We start from the raw sequence: 18616 nt of genomic DNA, 5'->3' as shown, positions 1-18616 counted from the left end.
GTGACCACCCCAGCCACCAGGGCCGAAGCGCTGCACCTCACGGGTGAACGCACCGTGCCCGGCATCGCCGCGGAGAATTACTGGTACCGCCGTCACGAGGCGGCGTATCAGCAGCTCCTGCCCCTGTGCGCCGGCAAGACCGTCCTGGAGGCGGGCTGCGGCGAGGGCTACGGCGCCGGCCTCATCGCCACCGTCGCCCAGCGGGTGCTCGCGCTCGACTACGACGTCCCCACCACCGAGCACGTCGCCCGGCGCTACCCCGGCATCGGAGTGGCCAGGGCGAATCTGGTGTTCCTGCCGCTGCGGGACGCCTCGGTCGACGTCGTCGCCAACTTCCAGGTGATCGAGCACCTCTGGGACCAGGGCGCCTTCCTCGCCGAATGCCGCCGCGTGCTGGCGCCGGGCGGACGGCTGATCGTCACCACGCCCAACCGGCTGACCTTCACCCCGGACAGTGACACCCCGCTCAACCCGTTCCACACCAGGGAACTCGCACCGTCCGAATTGGACGAACTGCTCCGTGACGCCGGTTTCGCGGTCGAGACGCTGCACGGCCTCCACCACGGCGAAGGCGTGCGGAAACTCGACGACAAGTACGGCGGCTCGATCATCGACGCCCAGCTCGACGTCGTCATGGGACAGCTGCCCGGCCAGGCGACCTGGCCGCCGGAACTGCTCGCCGACGTCGAAGGTATCCAGGCGGCGGATTTCGCCATCCACGGCGAAGATCTCGACGCCAGCCTCGACCTCGTCGCCGTGGCGGTGCGCGCATGAGCGAGTACGAGGGTACGTTCTGCCTCGTCGTGCACAGCCATCTGCCATGGCTGCCGCACCACGGGTCCTGGCCGGTCGGCGAAGAATGGCTTTACCAGGCCTGGGCGCATTCCTACCTGCCGATGGTCGACCTCCTGCGCCGCTTCGCCGACGAGGGCCGCGAAGACGTCCTCACCCTCGGCATGACACCGATCCTCGCCGCACAGCTCGACGACCCCTACTGCATCGACGCCTTCCACGACTGGCTCGGGCATTGGCAGCTGCGCGCCTGGCACGCGTCCACGCTCTGGCGCGGAGACCCCTTGCTGCGCGAACTGGCCGCGAGCGAGTACCGGACCGCGGTCAAGGCGTCGGAAGAGCTCGAAACCCGCTGGCGCCACGGCTTCTCCCCCATTCTTCGGTCCTTTGTGGACTCGGGGACGATCGAGCTGCTCGGCGGGCCGCTGGCGCATCCGTTCCAGCCGCTGCTCGATCCGGCGGTCCGCGACTTCATGCTGCGCGGCGGCCTTGCCGACACCGCACTGCGGATCGGACAGCGTCCCGAAGGCATTTGGGCACCTGAATGCGGTTACGCGCCCGGGATGGAAACCGGGTACGCCGCGGCCGGTGTCCAGCGCTTCCTGGTCGACGGCCCGTCCCTGCACGGCGACACCTCGGCGGCGCGCACCGTCGGCGACTCCGACGTCGTCTGCTTCGGCCGCGATCTCGAAGTCACCTATCGTGTTTGGTCACCGAAAGCCGGCTACCCAGGCCACGCCGCCTACCGCGACTTCCACACGTGGGCGCACGAGGTCGGCCTCAAACCGTCCCGGGTGACCGGCAAGACCGTCGAGCCGCCGGACAAGGCGCCGTACGACCCGGCGATGGCGGCGGGCACGCTCGGCGGACACGTCCAGGACTTCGTCGACACCGTCGTCGCCCGGTTGCGCTCACTGAAGGCCGAACACGGCCGCGAGTCGCTCGTCGTCGCCGCTTACGACACGGAACTGTTCGGGCACTGGTGGCACGAGGGGCCCGCGTGGCTCGAAGGCGTCCTGCGCGCGCTGCCCGAGGCCGGTGTCCGCGTCACGACGCTCAAGGGCGCGCTCGAAGCCGGCCATCTCGGCGGGAAGGTCGACCTCCCGGCGTCGTCGTGGGGTTCGGGCAAGGACTGGCGGGTCTGGGACGGCGAGCAGGTCGCGGACATGGTGCGGGACAACACCGCGCTCCAGCACCGGATGCTCGACCTGGTCACGGGGATGGACACCACGACCCGCGACACCGTCCGCGACCAGGCCGTCGCCGAGGCGATGCTGGCGCTTTCGAGCGACTGGGCGTTCATGGTCACCAAGGATTCCGCCGCCGACTACGCGCGACGGCGGGCGAAGGTGCACACCGACCGGTTCGACACACTCGCCGGATTGGTCCACGAGGGCTCACACGAGCGAGCCATGCAGACCGCGGCGGCGTACCGGCGTGACGACGGGCCGTTCGGCCACGTCGACGCGCGGGACCTGCTGAGGAAATGACGAAAGGGGAACCATGGGCATCCACGACATTCCGCTGAAGACGCTCGCGGGTGAGGACACCACGCTCGGCGCGCTCGGCGAGCTGACCCTCCTGGTGGTGAACGTCGCCTCGAAGTGCGGACTGACGCCGCAGTACACCGGCCTGGAGAAGCTGCAGGAACGCTACGCGGACAAGGGTTTCTCCGTCGTCGGCTTCCCCTGCAACCAGTTCGCCGGGCAGGAGCCGGGTACCGCCGAGGAGATCCAGACCTTCTGCTCGACGACATACGGGGTTTCGTTCCCGCTGTTCGAAAAGCTGGACGTCAACGGGGAAGGCCGTCACCCGCTCTACGCCGAACTGACCAAGGCGGCCGACGCGGAAGGCGCCGCGGGCGACGTGCAGTGGAACTTCGAGAAGTTCCTCGTCGCGCCGTCCGGTGAAGTGGTCGGCCGGTTCCGCCCGCGCACCGAACCCGAAGACGACGAGATCACCAAGGCGATCGAGGCGACGGTCGGCGCCTGAATCTCGATTTTCCCGGCAGCGGGCGGTTCACCGGAACAATCCGGTGAACCGCCCGTTTCCTTTTCCGCGAAAGAAGGGACCAAGGTCCCTGCGATACTTCACCCGCTGCCGCGATGTCCGGGCGATAGATCACAAACCCTTGTACTGCAAGGGAAATTCCGAGTACGACAGTGAATCGGTCTACCCGATTGCGCTATGGCGCCCCTGCGGGCGCAGGAGAAGACTCGCTTGCCGGGACTCCCTGCCAGCCGTCCGAAATCGCGGAAAAGTGTGGTCGACATGATCGAAAACAATATGATCCCGGATGAATTCCTCTCGCTCGCGAGCGTGCAGGCGGCCGAGGAGGACGCACTGCTCGCCAGGCAGAACGTCGTGGGTGTCGCGCTCGGCACCAAATGGTCGGGCGGGCGGGACACCGGTGAGAAGGCGATCACCGTTCTGGTCGACACGAAGATGCCGCACGAAATGCTCCGCGAGGACGACCTCGTCCCCGCGACGCTGGCCGGGGTGTCCACCGACGTCCAGGAGGTCGGGGTGCTGCAGGCCGGCCGGAGTATCACCGCGCCGAAGGTGAACGGCAGCGCCACGATGATGGACGAGCCGCAGGCGCCGACCCTGACCAGGCCCGATGAACTGGCCCGCGAGCAGGTCGGCCCGTTCACGCTGGCCAAGCGGTTCCGTCCGGCGTTCGGCGGGCTGAGCGTCGGTCACTTCAAGATCACCGCCGGTACGTACGGCACCGCCGTCTACGACGCGACGGCGCTGCCCGGCAAACCGGCCAGGTACTACATCCTGAGCAACAACCACGTACTGGCGAATTCCAACGCCGCCGCCATCGGCGACCCGATCCTGCAGCCCGGCCCGTTCGACGGCGGGGTCGTCCCCACCGACGTCATCGCCAGGCTGAGCCGGTTCGTGCCGATCAAGTTCATCCAATCCGGACAGCCGGTCCCGCTGAACTTCGTCGACGCCGCCATCGCGGAGGCCCAGTTCCACGACCTCGACCGGCGGATCTTCTGGGTCGGCGACCTCAAGGGCACCAACGTCGCGCCCGCCGTCGGCACGATCGTGCAGAAGACCGGCCGGACGACGAACTGGACGACCGGGCGGATCACGAACATCAACGCCACCGTGGACATCAACTACGGCGGCGGCCGGGTGGCCCGGTTCGGGCAGCAACTGCTGACCACCGACATGTCGGCGGGCGGTGACTCGGGCAGCATCGTGGCGGACCTGAGCGAGAACGCCGTCGGACTGCTGTTCGCGGGTTCGCCGGTGGTCACCGTGCTCAACCGGATCACCCTGGTCGAGGCTTCGCTCGGGATCAGGGTGCACCCGTAGTGGCCGGCCAGTCCGATAGCGACACCGTCGACGCCGCGCTCATCGCGGCGTCGCGGTGGCTCGACGACGTCCCCGGGGTGGTAGGGATCGGACAGGGCGAGGCCGCGGGGTCACCCACGATCGACGTGTGGATGACCCCCGGCCACGACCACGGGCGGCTGCCGTCCCAGCTGCTCGGGGTGCCGGTCCGCGTCCGCGACTCCGGCGGGCCGGTGGAGGCTCAGCCCGGGTGACCCGCCCCTCGATGACCGCGCGCCACCTGTGACCTTGGGCACGTCGGTAATGTCCGCGGTGAAGGCCCAGCCCTCGCCTTCACCGGCGTGGGTGATCGCCCCGTCCCGGTGAAGACCGACTCGCGAGTAACCTCCACCCATGCGCGTGCTGATGTTGTCGTGGGAGTACCCACCCGTGGTCGTCGGAGGACTCGCACGGCACGTCCATGCCCTGGCCAGGCATCTCTCCCGGCAGGGCCACGACGTGGTCGTCCTGTGCCGTCACACGGCGGGTACCGACGCCGAGACCCATCCTCGGACCGATCGCGTGGTCGACGGTGTCCGGATCATCCGGGTCGCCGAGGATCCGCTGCACGTGACCTTCGAACGTGACCTCGTCGCGTGGACGCTGGGCATGGGGCACGCGATGATCCGCGCCGCGAACGACCTGCTGCGCACCTGGCAGCCGGACGTCGTGCACGCGCATGACTGGCTGGTCACCCACCCCGCGATCGCGATCGCCGAGGCCGCGCGGGTCCCGCTGGTCGGCACGATCCACGCCACCGAGGCCGGACGGCACTCCGGCTGGCTCTCGCATCCGCTGAACCAGCAGGTTCACTCGGTCGAATGGTGGCTCGCGAACCGCTCGGACGCGCTGATCACCTGTTCGCAGGCGATGCGCCGCGAGGTGGCGCATCTGTTCGAGGTGGACGCCGACGCGGTCACCGTGATCCACAACGGCATCGAGGAACGCAGCTGGCAGGTGCCCGCGGAAGAGGTCGCGCACGCGCGCGAGGTCTACAGCCCGTCGGGCGCGCCGCTGCTGCTCTACTTCGGACGGCTGGAATGGGAGAAGGGCGTGCAGGATCTGCTCGCCGCGCTCCCCCGGATCCGCCGGGCCAAACCGGGTACGCGGCTGGTCGTCGCGGGCAAGGGCAGGCATCTGGAGGAACTCGTCGACCAGTCGCGGAAGCTGCGTGTCCGCCGCGCGGTGGACTTCGTCGGGCACCTGTCCGACCGCGAACTGCGTGCCGTACTGGCCGCGGCCGACGCCGTCGTGCTGCCCAGCCGGTACGAACCGTTCGGGATCGTCGCACTGGAAGCCGCCGCCGCGAAGGCGCCGCTCGTGGCGTCCACCGCGGGCGGGCTCGGCGAGGTCGTCGTCGACGGCGAGACCGGACTGGCGTTCAGCCCCGGCGACGTCGACGCCCTCGGGGACGCGGTCGAGGCGGTGCTGGACGACGAGGTCGCCGCGGCGCGGCGGGCGCTGACCGCGCAGTCACGGCTGGCCGCGGACTTCGACTGGGGCCGGATCGCGGAGGCGACCGTCGCCGTCTACCGGCGGGCTCGCGTCGGGGAACCGGTGGAGCTCGGCCGCCCGAAGATCGCGACGGGCAACGCCTTCGAACCGTGAGGCCCTCCCGCGCGGATATAGGGGCGCTTTTAGAGGAGCGCATTTAGAGGACTAAATGCGGCGGGGTCGCGTCTAGTCCTCTAAATGCGTTGAGGGTGGAGGGAGAGCCGGGCGTCGGGGTTCCCGGAGCCCCCTCCACGAGCGTCGCGGGTCGCGAGGGGCACGACCCCCGTGTCTGCTCTAGGTGGCGAAGATCAGAAGTGGCAGGGCCGGACGCAGTCCGGCTGCACCGAGACCGCCGTCGAGGCGGACACCGCCGGTGCGGCGAGGACGACGGCGAGGACGGCGAAGGCTGCGGCCAAGACTCTTCTCAACTGCTTCTTCATGGTGGCTCCTCGGGGAAACGGGCGGAAAATTCACCCGGGGCAGAGCATCCGCGCGCCGTGCCAGGGAAACAACGGGGGTATCACTAGGTACCCCTACCTATTCGCGGTCCGTGACCGGTATGTCGGGTGGTCGTGAGCGGCGATTCGGGTCGGTACGCGAATCGTTGCCGGTGGGCCCGCCGGGCTCGCGTGTCCCGGACCAGTGCGACAGATGCGGCGAAGGGACCCGTCGGCTGGGTCGGCCGCTTCACGGTGCCGGTCACGACCCGCAGAGGCACCACGCATGGTCTGTCCCTGTCGGTCGGTCTATGTCCTGAGGTGCATGGTGTTGCGCCTCGGAGTCCCGGTGGGGTCGAGATAAGCGGGTGGGGTGAACTCCGGCAGACCGTCTTGGGCGATCTGGACTTTCCATTCGCTGTGGTGGATCAAGCGGTGATGCCGAGTGCACAGCAGCACGAGATTGTCGATCTTCGTTTCGCCGTGGTGTCGCCAGAAGACGATGTGGTGTGCGGTGCAGCGGGGTACGGGCATGTCGCAGCCGGGGAAGGCGCAGCCGCCGTCGCGGAGGGTGAGTGCGTATTTCTGGGCCAGCGACACGGTGCGTTTCGATCGGCCGATGTCGAGTGGTTCGCCCGCGGTGCCCAGGACGCCGGGTCGGACACGGGCATCACAGGCGAGGATGCGGGCGTCGGTGGCGCTGATCGGCCCGACCAGATCCAGATGTGCTTCACCGATGTCCCGGATCAGGTCGTCGTAGGACATGGTGACGAGGATGTGGGTGGCTTCCCCGGCCTGCCCAGGCAGGTTCCGGCTCGTCGTTTTGAGCCGCACATAGTCAGTGAAGGCATCCCCGTAGCGTTCGTCCTGGGTGCGGGAGTCCCGGACTCCGTCGATGGCTTTGTGGGGTTTGGCCATTGGGTCGAGGTCGGACTTCAACCGCGCATAGGTTTCCAGGTCGAGTCTGGCTTTGAGGCCGAGTGTTCCGTCGCGGTGCTTGACGAACCGTAACTCCGGCCGGGTGTCCTTGGGGTCCTCACTCCGGGGCTCTTTGCCGTCGGGATCCAGCTTGTCCAAGAGTCGTCGTCCGGCGCGGGCGATCTGCCGAGGACCAGCACACCGGGCCAAGTCGACCAGGATCTTCTCCCCACCCCGCACCGCCTCCTCCGACACCGTGGAGGGGATGCGGGCGAGGGTGCGGATGATCGCGTCGATCTGGCTGCCGCCGATCGCACCCTCCGCGGCGGCTTCGGCGGTCAACGGCGCCAGTGGTGGCTCAGGATCTCCGCCGATAGACGGCCCGGGATGCAACGCCAGAACCCGATCGGCCCGGGCTCCGGCTTCCTGGTCTGTCACCTGGAAGTCTTCGAAGATCATCGCCGCCAGCGTGGAATGGCCGGAGCAGCCGCGGATACCGCGGGAATTGATTTCCGCGAGGATCGCGTACTGCTCCGCCTCCAACTGACGTTTCAACACTTCGATTTCCTGTTTGCGGGCGTGCAGCGTCGCAGTATCGGCACGCCACCACTCGGAACGCACCACCTGGGGACTGTTTTCGCTGGCCACGACCCCAACAATACCCGTGCTCGAACAGGTGTGCTATCACATATTCAGACTACTGCGGCACCGAAACTACGTGGAGCACCAAACTTAAAGACGCGTAGCGCGCGTAGGCACCTTCGCCACGAAGCCTTCTAGCGAATACGCCGAGGGGATTTCCCCATTGAGGTATAAGGCGGACGTGGCGCGTTCGGCGGGGTGATGCCAGGGTGACGTGGCCCGCACTCGCGTGCTCAGAGCCGGAACACCCGAGTGCGGGACCCAAGCACGCGAGTCCCGTACCTGAGCACACGCCTTCGCGCCAGCCCCGCCCCAGGCAAGCAGGCCGCCCACAATCACGACACGTTGCCTTACCCCTCAAGAGAACCCGAGTCGCCACTCACGACCACCCGCACCGAAGCCGAAAAGCCGCGAAGGCCCCGCTCACCGCGGTGTGGGGGTGAGCGGGGCCTCCGCGGACAGCGCGCGCCCGACAGGCGCCACCGGAGGAGCGCGCGCGTGAAGCGGGTCCGGCGGCGGGGAGCCTCCGCCACCGGACCCGATGGGCCACACCGTCCCAAACCGGTGTGGAACCCGGCCGCCCCGCGTCAGGTAGGGGCGGCCGGAGCCTTTCCTCAGTGCGTGGTCAGGTACCGCGCGTACGCGCCGGTGGTGAGGAAGCTCGGCAGCTTCTCGCCCAGCGCGGTCTCGGTGAAGATCTCGTAGGCGTCGCCGAGCCGGTTGTCCTCGCCCAGTTCGGAGCGCACCGAGGCCAGCTCTTCGTCCAAATAGGACACGGCGAGTTCGTGGGTGAGCGCGGTGCCGTCATCGAGCTTCGTGCCGTTGCGGATCCACTGCCAGATCTGGCAGCGGGCGATCTCGGCGGTGGCGGCGTCCTCCATCAGGTTGTGGATCGCCGCCGCGCCGGTGCCGCGCAGCCAGGCGTCGATGTAACGCAGCGCGACGTTGATGTTGGCGCGGACACCGGCCTCGGTGACCTCGCCGCCCGCGCTGGCGACGTCGAGCAGGTCCTCGGCGGTGACGACGACGTCCTCACGGAGCTTGCCGAGCTGGTTGGGCCAGCCGCCGAGCACGCCGTCGAACACCTCGCGGCAGACCGGGACCAGACCGGGGTGGGCGACCCAGGAGCCGTCGAAGCCGTCGTTCGCCTCGCGTTCCTTGTCCTGGCGGACCTTCTCCAGCGCGGTCGCGTTGATCTCCGGGTCCTTGCTCGGGATGAACGCGGCCATGCCGCCGATGGCGTGCGCGCCGCGTTTGTGGCAGGTGCGCACCAGCAGTTCGGTGTAGGCCCGCATGAACGGGACGGTCATCGTCACCTGCGCGCGGTCCGGGAGCACGAAGTCCGCGCCGTGCGAGGAGAAGTTCTTGATGACGCTGAAGATGTAGTCCCAGCGGCCGGCGTTGAGCCCGGCGACGTGCTCGCGCAGTTCGTAGAGGATCTCCTCCATCTCGAACGCGGCGGTGATCGTCTCGATCAGCACGGTGGCCCGGACGGTGCCGCGCGGGATACCGAGTTCCCGTTGCGCCAGCAGGAAGACGTCGTTCCACAGCCGCGCTTCGAGGTGGTTTTCGAGCTTCGGCAGGTAGAAGTAGGGGCCGCTGCCGCGGGCCAGCAGCTGGCGCGCGTTGTGGAAGAAGTACAGGCCGAAGTCGACCAGGCTCGCCGAAACCGGGCGGCCGTCGATGCGGATGTGCTTCTCCACCAGGTGCCAGCCGCGGGGGCGGGCGACGATCGTCGCGGGCTCGTCGCCGATCGTGTAGCGCTTGCCCGCCTCGGTGGTGAAGTCGATGTTGCGGCGGATCGCGTCGAACAGGTTGAGCTGGCCGTCGATCACGTTGTGCCAGGTCGGCGAGGTCGCGTCCTCGAAGTCGGCGAGCCAGACCTTCGCGCCGGAGTTGAGCGCGTTGACCGTCATCTTGCGGTCGGTCGGGCCGGTGATCTCGACGCGGCGGTCTTCGAGACCGGGCGCGGCCGGGGCGACCGACCAGCTTTCGTCTTCGCGGATCGAGCGCGTCCCGGGAAGGAAGCCCAGCGGCTTCTCACCGGACTGCAGCTCCTCGCGGCGGGTGCGTCGGGCGTCGAGCAGCTCGCGGCGACGGCCGGCGAACGCGTTGTCGAGTTTGGCCACGAAGTCCAGTGCGGCCGGGGTGAGGATCTCGTCGAACCGGTCACCGGTGGGTCCGCAGACGTCGATCCGGTAGTTCAGCTTCTCAACCATGGTGTGCCTCCGCTGGGCTTCGCGAGAGTTCGGAGAGGGAAGGTGGTGGCGGTCTCCCGCTGGGGGTCGGGAGACCGCCACCTGGCACCTACTTGCGAGGGATCAGAACTGTTCGGCCTCGGTGGAGCCGGCGAGCGCGGTGGTCGAGCTGGCCGGGTTCAGCGCGGTCGCGACGTTGTCGAACCAGCCGGTGCCGACCTCGCGCTGGTGCTTCGTGGCCGTGTAGCCGCGGTCCTCCGAAGCGAACTCGCGCTCCTGCAGGTCGACGTAGGCGGTCATGCCTTCGCGGGCGTAACCGTGCGCCAGGTCGAACATCGAGTAGTTCAGCGCGTGGAAGCCTGCCAGGGTGATGAACTGGAACTTGTAGCCCATGTGGCCGAGTTCGCGCTGGAACTTCGCGATCGTCGCGTCGTCCAGGTGCTTCTTCCAGTTGAACGACGGCGAGCAGTTGTAGGCCAGCATCTGGTCCGGGTACTTCGCCTTGATGGCCTCGGCGAACTGGCGGGCGACCTCGAGGTCCGGCTTGGAGGTCTCCATCCACAGCAGGTCGGCGTACTGGGCGTAGGCCAGGCCGCGGTCGATGCAGGGGTCGATGCCGTTGGTGACGGTGTAGAAGCCCTCCGCGGTGCGCTCACCGGTGGTGTACTTCTGGTCGCGCTCGTCGACGTCGCTGGTCAGCAGGGTCGCGGCCTGGGCGTCGGTGCGGGCGATGATGAGCGACGGCACGTTCAGCACGTCCGCGGCGAGGCGGGCGGCGTTCAGCGTGCGCTCGTGCTGCTTGGTCGGGATGAGCACCTTGCCGCCGAGGTGGCCGCACTTCTTCTCGGACGCGAGCTGGTCTTCCCAGTGCACACCCGCGGCACCGGCGGCGATCATGCCCTTCATCAGCTCGAACGCGTTGAGCGGGCCACCGAAGCCCGCCTCCGCGTCGGCGACGATCGGGGCGTACCAGTCGATGTCGTTGTTGCCCTCGGCCCAGTTGATCTGGTCGGCGCGGCCCAGCGCGTTGTTGATGCGGCGGACGACGGCGGGCACCGAGTTGGCCGGGTAGAGGCTCTGGTCCGGGTAGGTCTGGCCGGAGAGGTTGGCGTCGGCGGCGACCTGCCAGCCGGACAGGTAGATGGCCTTGAGGCCGGCGCGGACCTGCTGCACGGCCTGGTTACCGGTCAGGGCGCCCAGCGCGTGGATGTAGTCCTCGGTGTGCAGGAGGTCCCACAGCTTCTCGGCGCCGCGACGGGCCAGCGTGTGCTCTTCGACCACGCTGCCGCGCAGCTTGACCACGTCAGCCGCGGAGTACGACCGCTGCACGCCCGCCCAGCGGGGGTCGTTCTCCCACTGCTTGGTCAGTTCGGCGGCCGCCTGCTCCAGCTGCTGCGCGTGCTCAGTCATCGGATTCTCCCGGTGTTGCGAAGTTTGCGAGTGATCGCCTTGCCTGACCAGACCCTGACACGACAGGGGAAACCCGATCCAGGCCTCCAATTTGCCAATTTCTGCGAAGCTTCCGTAGCATTCTGCAAAGGTTGCGAATCGCTGGTTCGCAAGCAGGACGAAAAATCACGGGCTTAACCGTTCACTGAATCGTTCAGGCCCGGAAACCTTGCGGACAGAGAGGCCTGCGTGGACAAAACCTTCGCCGGAGCGAAGCTTCGGCATCTGCGCGAAAGCCGGTCGATGAGCCAGGCCGATCTGGCTCGTGTGCTGGAGATCTCACCCAGTTACCTCAATCAGATCGAGCACAACTCACGTCCGTTGACCGTCCCGGTGCTGCTTCGCATCACGCAAGCGTTCGGAGTGGACACCGAGTTCTTCGCGAACAACGACACCGCGCGGCTGGTCGCGGACGTCAAGGAAGCGCTGCTCGACGAGGTCCTCGGCGTGGACGTCACCACCAGCGAGCTGAACGACCTCGCCACGAACCTGCCGACGATCGCCCAGGCCCTGGTCAAACTGCACCGCAGCTATCGCAACGCCGTCGAGAACACCGCCGCGCTGACCACGGAAAACGGCCTCGGCCTGCATGGCAGCGCAGCCACCGCCCTGCCGCACGAAGAGGTCCGTGACTTCTTCTACGAACGGGAGAACTACGTCGCCGAGCTGGACGAACGCGCCGAACGGATGGCGCACGACATCCCGTTGCAACGCGGCCAGGTGCTCGCGGCACTGAAGGAGACGCTGACCCAGCGCTACGGCGTCGACGTCACCAACGAGGGCATCGACGAGTCCAACGGCGAGCAGCACCGGTACGAACCGGGGCCGAGGGTGCTGCGACTGGCACCGAGCCTGCGCGTCGGGCAGCAGGCGTTCCGGATGGCCTCGCAGATCGCGCTGCTCGAATACGACGACCTGATCACCGAACTCGCCGACTCGTGGGCGTTCTCCGGCCCGGCGGCGCGTTCGCTGGCGAGGGTCGGGCTGGCGAACTACTTCGCGGGCGCGCTGATCCTCCCCTATGGACCGTTCCTGTCCTCGGCGGAGCGCTTCCGCTACGACATCGAGCGGCTGTGCGACCACTTCGGCGTCGGCTTCGAGACCGTCTGCCACCGGCTTTCGACCTTGCAGCGACCGAAGAACCGCGGCGTGCCGTTCTCGTTCGTGCGCGTCGACCGGGCGGGGAACATGTCGAAACGCCAATCCGCGGCCGGTTTCCACTTCTCCCGCGTGGGTGGCGCCTGTCCACTGTGGAACATCTACGAGGCGTTCACCCAGCCCGGCAAGATCCTCACCCAGATCGCGACCCTGCCGGACGGCAAGAGCTATTTCTGGGTCGCGCGGACGGTGTCCCGCAACATCGGCGGCTACGGCAGTCCCGGGAAGACGTTCACCGTCGGGCTCGGCTGCGAATTACGGCACGCGAAACGGCTCATCTATTCGACCGGTCTCGACCTCGACGACCGTGCCGCGGCGACGCCGATCGGCATGGGTTGCAAAGTCTGCGAACGCCCGGCCTGCACACAGCGCGCGTTCCCGACGATCGGCAAGCAGCTGACCGTGGACGAGAACACCAGCACCTTCGTCCCGTACCCGGCGGTGCCCAAAGCGCCTTGAGCCCTCTCGATCTCCCTGGCAGGGTTGCCGACGACGGCCGCCGCCGGTGACAGCGGCCACCACACTGGGGAGAACCGAATGATCTTGGTGACCGGAGCGGGCGGGAACGTCGGCTCGGAACTGACCGGAATACTGTCCCGAGGCGGACATCCCGTCCGGGCGCTGGTCCGCACGCCGCGGCCGCTGCCCGACGGCGTCGAAGGCGTGCCGGGCGATCTCAACGATCCGGCGAGCCTGAAACCCGCGCTGGAGGGCGTGCGCGCGGTCTTCCTGCTCGGCGGCTACGACGACATGCCGGGTGCGCTCGCGGCGATGCGGGACGCGGGCGTCGAGCAGGTCACGCTGCTCTCGTCGCGGTCGGTCGTCGGCGGCCGCGAGGACAACGCCGTCGCCGGGATGCACATGGCCGCCGAGGCGTCAGTACGCGCGTCGGAGCTGGCCTGGACGTTCCTGCGGGCGAGCGGGTTCATGTCGAACACGCTGCAGTGGATCCCGCAGCTGAAGGAGGGCGACGTCGTCCGCGAGCCGTTCGCGAACGTGCCGGTGGCGACGATCGATCCCTACGACATCGCGGCCGTCGCGGCGGAGTCCCTGACCACGCCGGGGCACGAAGGGCGGGCGTACGCGATCACGGGACCGGAGGCGCTTCGGCCCGCCGAGCGGCTGCGGGTCCTGGGCGAACTGCTGGGGCGAGACCTGCGGCTGTCCCCGCTTCCGGATGAGGAAGCCAGGGTGAAGATGAGCGCGGAAATGCCGGAGAAGTACGTCGACGCGTTCTTCCGCTTCTTCGCCGACGGCGAGTTCGACGACTCCGCGGTGACCTCCGCCGTCCGGGACCTCACCGGCCGCGACGCGCGGCCGTTCGCCGACTGGGCGCGGGCACACCTGGCCGCCTTCCGCCAGCCCCGCGTCTAGACCAGGAAGTGGAAGAGGGGGCTGCCCGGTTCCACCCGCTCCACCTGCAGCGGGCTCACCTCCAGCCGGTGCAGCAACCCTTCCAGGTCACCGGGCCGCGCGAGTTCGATCCCGATCAGCGCCGGCCCGGTCTCGCGGCTGTTGCGCTTCACGTACTCGAACCGCGTGATGTCGTCGTCCGGGCCGAGGACCTCGTCGAGGAACCGCCGCAGCGCGCCGGGCTCCTGCGGGAACCCCACCAGGAAGTAGTGCTTCAGTCCTTCGTGGATCAGCGACCGTTCGAGCACTTCGCCGTAGCGGCTGACGTCGTTGTTCCCGCCGGAGACGACGCACACCACGATCTGGCCCGGATCGATCTTCACCGTCGTGCCGAGCGCCGCGGTCGCGAGCGCGCCCGCGGGTTCGGCGATCACGCCGTCGGACTGGTACATCGCGAGCATTTCCGTGCAGATCGCGCCCTCGGCGACCTCGGTGAGTTCGACCCCGCCGTCGCGGACCAGCGGATACGTCACCGACCCCGCCAGCGCGACCGCGGCGCCGTCGACGAACGTGTCGACGGCTTCGAGCCGCACCGGCTCACCGGCGGCCAGCGCGGCGGCCATACAGGCCGCGCCCGCCGGTTCGACGCCGACGATCCGCATCTCCGGCGCGCGTTCGGCGGCCCACGCGGCGATACCCGCGAGCAGCCCGCCGCCGCCGACCGGCACCACCATGACGTCCGGGACGAAGCCGAGCTGCGCGACGACCTCCATCGCGACCGTGCCCTGTCCGGCGACCGTCTCCGGCGCGTCGAACGCGGGGACCAGCGTCGCGCCGGTGCTTTCGGCGTCCTGCTTCGCGGCGGTGAAGGCGTCTTCGTAGGTCTCGCCGACGACGATGACCTCGATATGCGAACCGCCCAAGGTCGCGATCCGCTCGCGCTTCTGCCGGGGAGTCGTGCCGGGGACGTAGACGCGGCCGTTCGCGCCGAGACGGCGGCACGCGTACGCGACGCCCTGCGCGTGGTTCCCCGCGCTCGCGCAGACGACGCCGCGTTCCCGCTTGTCCACGTCGAGCTGGACGATGAAGTTGTACGCGCCGCGGATCTTGTACGAGCGCACGGTCTGGAGATCTTCGCGTTTGAGCCAGACCCGGGCGTCGACCCGCGCCGAGAGCCGCTCGTTCGGTTCGAGCGGCGTGCGGGTCACCACCCCGGCCAGTCGTTTCGCGGCCTCTTCGACCGTTCGGGCGCTCACCGTTTCGATCCCTTGCACGAATGCTGAATGTACTGACCACCCCGGGCCACGACGGAGAGTGGTCTCCAGTCCAGTGCACGGGTTGTCGGTGGTCTGTGGTCCACTGGTCGTCATGGTGAGCAAGGTCGACGGAGTCCGGAGTCTCGATGCGTTGCGCGAGCTGGTCCACAGTGGCGCGGAGCCCGGGTACCAGCTCTTCTACGGCCACACCCCGCTCAAGAGCGGCCGGATCAACGCCGCCTGCCTGAGCCAGTGGTGGGTGGCGCCGTTCGTCGCGGGCGGCGAGCGTTACCCGACGGCCGAGCACTACATGATGGCGGGCAAGGCCGAACTGTTCGGCGATTACGACGCCGCACGGGCGATCCGGGAGGCGCCGGACCCCAAGACCGCCAAGATCCTCGGCCGCGAGGTGGCGAACTTCGACGCGGAGAAATGGGAACGGCACCGCTTCGACATCGTCGTCGACGGGAACCTGGAGAAGTTCCGCCAGCACGCCGAACTGCGCGAGTTCCTGCTGAGCACGGGCGACAAGGTGATCGTCGAGGCGTCCAAGATGGACCTGATCTGGGGTAGCGGCGTCGCCCGTGACGACAAGAACGCCACGCGCCCCGACTACTGGCGCGGGCAGAACCTGCTGGGCTTCGCGCTCATGGAGGTCCGGGAGCAGCTACGCGGCTAGCTGTCGACGCCCAGGGTCTTCTGAAGCGCCTTGTTCGCCTTCCGCGCCATGTCCGCGACGGCTTCGCGACGCGCGGCGTCGGCGGCGTAGTCGTCTTGCCGGTTCCGCACCACGCGGGCCGGCGAGCCGACGGCGATCGAGTAGTCCGGGATGTCGCCCCGCACCACGGCGTGCGCGCCGAGGACACAGCCGCGGCCGACCCTGGTGCCCTTGAGCACGGAGACCTTGGTGCCGATCCAGGTGTCCGGACCGATCCGCACCGGCGATTTCACGATGCCCTGGTCCTTGATCGGGACGGTGATGTCGGTGGTGACATGGTCGAAGTCGCAGATGTAGACCCAGTCCGCGACGAGCGTGGCCGCGCCGAGTTCGATGTCGAGGTAGCCGTTGAGCACGTTCTGGCGGCCGAACACGGCTTTGTCGCCGATGCGCAGCGAACCCTCGTGGCAGCGGATCGCGTTGCCGTCGCCGATGTGGACCCAGCGGCCGATCTCCAGCCGCCCGTAGCCGGGACGGCAGTGGATCTCGACGTCCTTGCCGAGGAACACCATGCCGCGCAGGATGATGTGCGGATTGGCGATCCGGAACTTGAGCAGCCGCCAGTACCGGACCAGGTACCAAGGTGTGTAAGCGCGGTTTCGCAGCACCCAGCGCAGCGAATCCGCGGTCAGGAACTTCGCCTGCCTCGGGTCGCGACGGGCCTGGCCCCAGGCGCGGAGCCTCGACAACGCGGGCGCACCCCACATGGACGTCATACCGGTGACCGTAACCTGTGATCAGGCCGCTGACCGCAAAGGGGAGCACGCGTATGGGCACCAAGCTGATCATCGACACCGACCCCGGGGTCGACGACGCTTTCGCGCTGGCGCTCGCCGCGCGGTCCGACGACGTCGACCTGCTGGGCGTGACCACGGTGTTCGGCAACGTCCCGCTGAGCCACACCACCGCCAACGCGCGGCGTCTGCTGCGGCTGTTCGGCCGGGACGACGTGCCCGTCGCCGCCGGCGCGGCGCGGCCGCTGGTCTACGACAACGCCAAAGCCGCCGGTTTCGTCCACGGCCAGGACGGCCTGTCCGGGCACGCCGGCCTGCTGCCGGAGGCGACGCGCCCGCTCGACGAACGCGGCGCCGTCCGCCTGCTGGCGGATCTGCTGGAAGCCGCCGACGAACCGGTGACCATCGCCCCGATCGGCCCGCTCACGAATATCGCGCTGCTGCTGGCCGCCCATCCGGAACTGCGCGAGAAGATCGGCCGCCTCGTCATCATGGGCGGCGGCGTGACCAAGGGGAACTCCACCACGGCCGCCGAGTTCAACATCTGGAGCGATCCCGAGGCCGCGCGCCGGGTGCTGGCCGACGAGGACGTCCCGACGGTGCTGGTCCCGCTGGACATCACGCATCAGTGCACGGTCGACACCACCTGGCTGGGCAAACTCGCCGCGTCCGGCCCGCTCGGCGCGGCACTCGAAGGGCTCACCCCCACCTACGTCGAGCACTACAGCCCGATCCTCGGTTTCCCGGGGATGGTCATGCACGACGCGGTCGCGGTCGCCGAGGCGATCCGGCCGGGCATCCTCGACACCGAGTCGTATCCGGTGGACGTCGATTGCGGCTTCGGCCCCGCGCGCGGGGCGACCCTCGTCGACCGGCGAAGGCTGCGAAGCACCGATCCGCAAGCTGTACCGGGACGTGTCATCGACGTCGCGCTGACCACCGACGTCGAGGCCTTCCGCGACTTCGTTCTCGGCCGTATCATCGGCGGCCGCTGATGGAACAGGAAACCTCCCGCCGCCGCAGACTTCCGGTGATCGTCGCCGCGGTCGTCGTCGCGGGCGCCGCACTGGTCGCCGCCATCACCTTCGCGCCGAAGGACGACACCAAGCCGGAAGCCGCCGCCGTCCAGTCCTCGGTCCCGTCCGCGCCGCCGTCGTCGGCCCCCGCGGAGATGCCGAAGGAACAGCCGAAGGTCCCGCAGCAGATGGGGCAGGAGTTCGACGCCTGGGTGTCGAAGACCAGCGGCTGGCTCGACATCCCGCTGCGCGCGATGACCGGCTACGCGAAGACCACCGTGGCGCTGAGCAAGGAAACGCCGGGCTGCCGGCTGTCGTGGGTGACGTTGGCGGCGCTCGGGAAGATCGCGTCGGACCACGGCCGGGCCACCGGTTCGAGTATCAACGCCGACGGCGTGATGACCGTGCCGATCGGGATGATCGAGGTCCGCGACTTCTACAACAAGGTCGTGTCGGTCCAGAACGCGAGCGGCCCGCTACAGCTGGCGCCCGCGATCTGGAGCCGGTTCCAGGCCTCGGCGAGCGGCGGCAAACCGGATCCGCAGAACATCGACGACGCCACGCTCACCGCCGGCCGGGCGCTGTGCGCGGGCGGCCGCGATCTCGGCCAGGGGCAGACCTGGTGGAACGCGGTGAGCACGCTGCAGCCCGCGCCGCTGCTGATGCACCGCACGCTCGCGACGGTGAACGTCTACGGCACGGTCGGCCAGAGCCCGCAGCCGCCGAACGCCGCGGCGCTCAGCGCGGTCAACTTCGCCATCGACAAGATCGGCCTGCCCTACGTCTGGGGCGGAAACGGCACCGGCGGCGGCGACCCCGGTTTCGACTGCTCCGGCCTGACCACCGCCGCGTACGCCAGTGCCGGCGTCAAGCTCATGCGCACCGCCCACACGCAGTACCACAGCGTGACCAAGGTGACCGATCCCCAGCTGGGCGACCTGATCTTCTACGGCGAACCGAACACGAAGATCCACCACGTCGGGCTGTACATCGGGAACCAGCAGATGATCGACGCCCCGCAGACCGGACAGGCGGTGCAGGTGCACACCTACCGGAAGCAGGGCGACGACTACGCCGGGGCGGGCCGCCCGGCGGCTTAG

Annotated in this window: 17 protein-coding genes; 11 read left to right on the top strand and 6 right to left on the bottom strand. The window is 68.7% G+C overall.

The window, feature by feature from the left end; genetic code table 11:
• From ACZ5ZX_RS08715 to ACZ5ZX_RS08690, 6 genes are all read left to right on the top strand, one after another.
• Positions 1-774 (top strand): class I SAM-dependent methyltransferase, encoded by a 774-nt coding sequence (locus ACZ5ZX_RS08715; RefSeq protein WP_465501389.1) that lies wholly within the window; start codon positions 1-3, stop codon positions 772-774.
• Entirely contained in the window at positions 771-2282 is a 1512-nt protein-coding gene (locus ACZ5ZX_RS08710; RefSeq protein WP_465501388.1) for a 1,4-alpha-glucan branching protein domain-containing protein, read from the top strand. The genes ACZ5ZX_RS08715 and ACZ5ZX_RS08710 overlap by 4 nt, the downstream gene beginning before the upstream one ends.
• 13 nt (positions 2283-2295) lie before the next feature.
• Positions 2296-2784 carry a glutathione peroxidase gene (locus ACZ5ZX_RS08705; protein ID WP_465501387.1) on the top strand — a complete coding sequence of 163 codons (489 nt, stop codon included), beginning with the start codon at positions 2296-2298 and terminating at the stop codon, positions 2782-2784.
• Between the two features lie 279 nt (positions 2785-3063).
• Complete coding sequence (locus ACZ5ZX_RS08700) at positions 3064-4125, top strand: chymotrypsin family serine protease (protein WP_465501386.1); 1062 nt, start codon at positions 3064-3066, stop codon at positions 4123-4125.
• Positions 4125-4358 (top strand): hypothetical protein, encoded by a 234-nt coding sequence (locus tag ACZ5ZX_RS08695; protein WP_465501385.1) that lies wholly within the window; start codon positions 4125-4127, stop codon positions 4356-4358. The genes ACZ5ZX_RS08700 and ACZ5ZX_RS08695 overlap by 1 nt, the downstream gene beginning before the upstream one ends.
• A 139-nt stretch (positions 4359-4497) precedes the next feature.
• Complete coding sequence (locus ACZ5ZX_RS08690; protein WP_465501384.1) at positions 4498-5751, top strand: glycosyltransferase family 4 protein; 1254 nt, start codon at positions 4498-4500, stop codon at positions 5749-5751.
• 194 nt (positions 5752-5945) lie between these two features.
• On the opposite strand, the gene ACZ5ZX_RS08685 is transcribed toward ACZ5ZX_RS08690, so the two are convergent.
• The 4 genes from ACZ5ZX_RS08685 to aceA all read right to left on the bottom strand — a co-directional run bounded on the left by ACZ5ZX_RS08685 (position 5946) and on the right by aceA (position 11242).
• The gene (locus ACZ5ZX_RS08685) at positions 5946-6077 is read right to left on the bottom strand and encodes a hypothetical protein (RefSeq protein WP_465501383.1); all 132 of its coding nucleotides are present in this window, start codon (positions 6075-6077) and stop codon (positions 5946-5948) included.
• A 306-nt stretch (positions 6078-6383) separates the two neighbouring features.
• A complete protein-coding gene (locus tag ACZ5ZX_RS08680) occupies positions 6384-7640 on the bottom strand; it encodes an HNH endonuclease signature motif containing protein (protein ID WP_465501382.1) in 1257 nt (418 codons plus the stop codon).
• Between the two features lie 608 nt (positions 7641-8248).
• Positions 8249-9853, bottom strand: a complete 1605-nt coding sequence (aceB, locus tag ACZ5ZX_RS08675; RefSeq protein ID WP_465501381.1) for a malate synthase A — start codon at positions 9851-9853, stop codon at positions 8249-8251.
• Positions 9854-9955: 102 nt separating this feature from the next.
• On the bottom strand, positions 9956-11242 hold the full coding sequence (aceA, locus tag ACZ5ZX_RS08670) for an isocitrate lyase (protein ID WP_465501380.1): 1287 nt from the start codon (positions 11240-11242) through the stop codon (positions 9956-9958).
• Positions 11243-11470: 228 nt separating this feature from the next.
• Here aceA and ACZ5ZX_RS08665 point away from each other — a divergent pair, with 228 nt between their 5' ends.
• Both ACZ5ZX_RS08665 and ACZ5ZX_RS08660 read left to right on the top strand, forming a co-directional pair.
• Positions 11471-12898 carry a short-chain fatty acyl-CoA regulator family protein gene (locus ACZ5ZX_RS08665; protein ID WP_465501379.1) on the top strand — a complete coding sequence of 476 codons (1428 nt, stop codon included), beginning with the start codon at positions 11471-11473 and terminating at the stop codon, positions 12896-12898.
• A 78-nt stretch (positions 12899-12976) separates the two neighbouring features.
• Entirely contained in the window at positions 12977-13813 is an 837-nt protein-coding gene (locus ACZ5ZX_RS08660; protein WP_465501378.1) for an NAD(P)H-binding protein, read from the top strand.
• Here ACZ5ZX_RS08660 and ilvA read toward each other — a convergent pair.
• Complete coding sequence (ilvA, locus tag ACZ5ZX_RS08655) at positions 13810-15066, bottom strand: threonine ammonia-lyase IlvA (protein WP_465501377.1); 1257 nt, start codon at positions 15064-15066, stop codon at positions 13810-13812. The two genes, ACZ5ZX_RS08660 and ilvA, sit on opposite strands and share 4 nt — an antisense overlap.
• A 94-nt stretch (positions 15067-15160) precedes the next feature.
• Here ilvA and ACZ5ZX_RS08650 point away from each other — a divergent pair, with 94 nt between their 5' ends.
• On the top strand, positions 15161-15727 hold the full coding sequence (locus ACZ5ZX_RS08650; protein WP_465501376.1) for an NADAR family protein: 567 nt from the start codon (positions 15161-15163) through the stop codon (positions 15725-15727).
• On the opposite strand, the gene ACZ5ZX_RS08645 is transcribed toward ACZ5ZX_RS08650, so the two are convergent.
• On the bottom strand, positions 15724-16482 hold the full coding sequence (locus tag ACZ5ZX_RS08645) for an acyltransferase (RefSeq protein WP_044852646.1): 759 nt from the start codon (positions 16480-16482) through the stop codon (positions 15724-15726). The genes ACZ5ZX_RS08650 and ACZ5ZX_RS08645 overlap by 4 nt on opposite strands.
• A gap of 53 nt (positions 16483-16535) precedes the next feature.
• Here ACZ5ZX_RS08645 and ACZ5ZX_RS08640 point away from each other — a divergent pair, with 53 nt between their 5' ends.
• Both ACZ5ZX_RS08640 and ACZ5ZX_RS08635 read left to right on the top strand, forming a co-directional pair.
• A complete protein-coding gene (locus tag ACZ5ZX_RS08640; protein WP_465501375.1) occupies positions 16536-17495 on the top strand; it encodes a nucleoside hydrolase in 960 nt (319 codons plus the stop codon).
• Positions 17495-18616, top strand: coding sequence for a C40 family peptidase (locus ACZ5ZX_RS08635; protein ID WP_465501374.1), 1122 nt, complete (start codon positions 17495-17497; stop codon positions 18614-18616). The genes ACZ5ZX_RS08640 and ACZ5ZX_RS08635 overlap by 1 nt, the downstream gene beginning before the upstream one ends.

This window comes from Amycolatopsis sp. NPDC033938 (genome assembly GCF_055575975.1).
This window is presented reverse-complemented; position numbering and strand designations above follow the sequence as displayed.

Coding starts and splice junctions, on each gene's coding strand:
- ACZ5ZX_RS08710 (WP_465501388.1), top strand. CDS start 771: ATGAGCGAGTACGAGGGTACGTTCTGCCTCGTCGTGCACAGCCATCTG.
- ACZ5ZX_RS08705 (WP_465501387.1), top strand. CDS start 2,296: ATGGGCATCCACGACATTCCGCTGAAGACGCTCGCGGGTGAGGACACC.
- ACZ5ZX_RS08700 (WP_465501386.1), top strand. CDS start 3,064: ATGATCGAAAACAATATGATCCCGGATGAATTCCTCTCGCTCGCGAGC.
- ACZ5ZX_RS08690 (WP_465501384.1), top strand. CDS start 4,498: ATGCGCGTGCTGATGTTGTCGTGGGAGTACCCACCCGTGGTCGTCGGA.
- ACZ5ZX_RS08685 (WP_465501383.1), bottom strand. CDS start 6,077: ATGAAGAAGCAGTTGAGAAGAGTCTTGGCCGCAGCCTTCGCCGTCCTC.
- aceB (WP_465501381.1), bottom strand. CDS start 9,853: ATGGTTGAGAAGCTGAACTACCGGATCGACGTCTGCGGACCCACCGGT.
- aceA (WP_465501380.1), bottom strand. CDS start 11,242: ATGACTGAGCACGCGCAGCAGCTGGAGCAGGCGGCCGCCGAACTGACC.
- ACZ5ZX_RS08660 (WP_465501378.1), top strand. CDS start 12,977: ATGATCTTGGTGACCGGAGCGGGCGGGAACGTCGGCTCGGAACTGACC.
- ACZ5ZX_RS08650 (WP_465501376.1), top strand. CDS start 15,161: ATGGTGAGCAAGGTCGACGGAGTCCGGAGTCTCGATGCGTTGCGCGAG.
- ACZ5ZX_RS08645 (WP_044852646.1), bottom strand. CDS start 16,482: ATGACGTCCATGTGGGGTGCGCCCGCGTTGTCGAGGCTCCGCGCCTGG.
- ACZ5ZX_RS08640 (WP_465501375.1), top strand. CDS start 16,536: ATGGGCACCAAGCTGATCATCGACACCGACCCCGGGGTCGACGACGCT.
- ACZ5ZX_RS08635 (WP_465501374.1), top strand. CDS start 17,495: ATGGAACAGGAAACCTCCCGCCGCCGCAGACTTCCGGTGATCGTCGCC.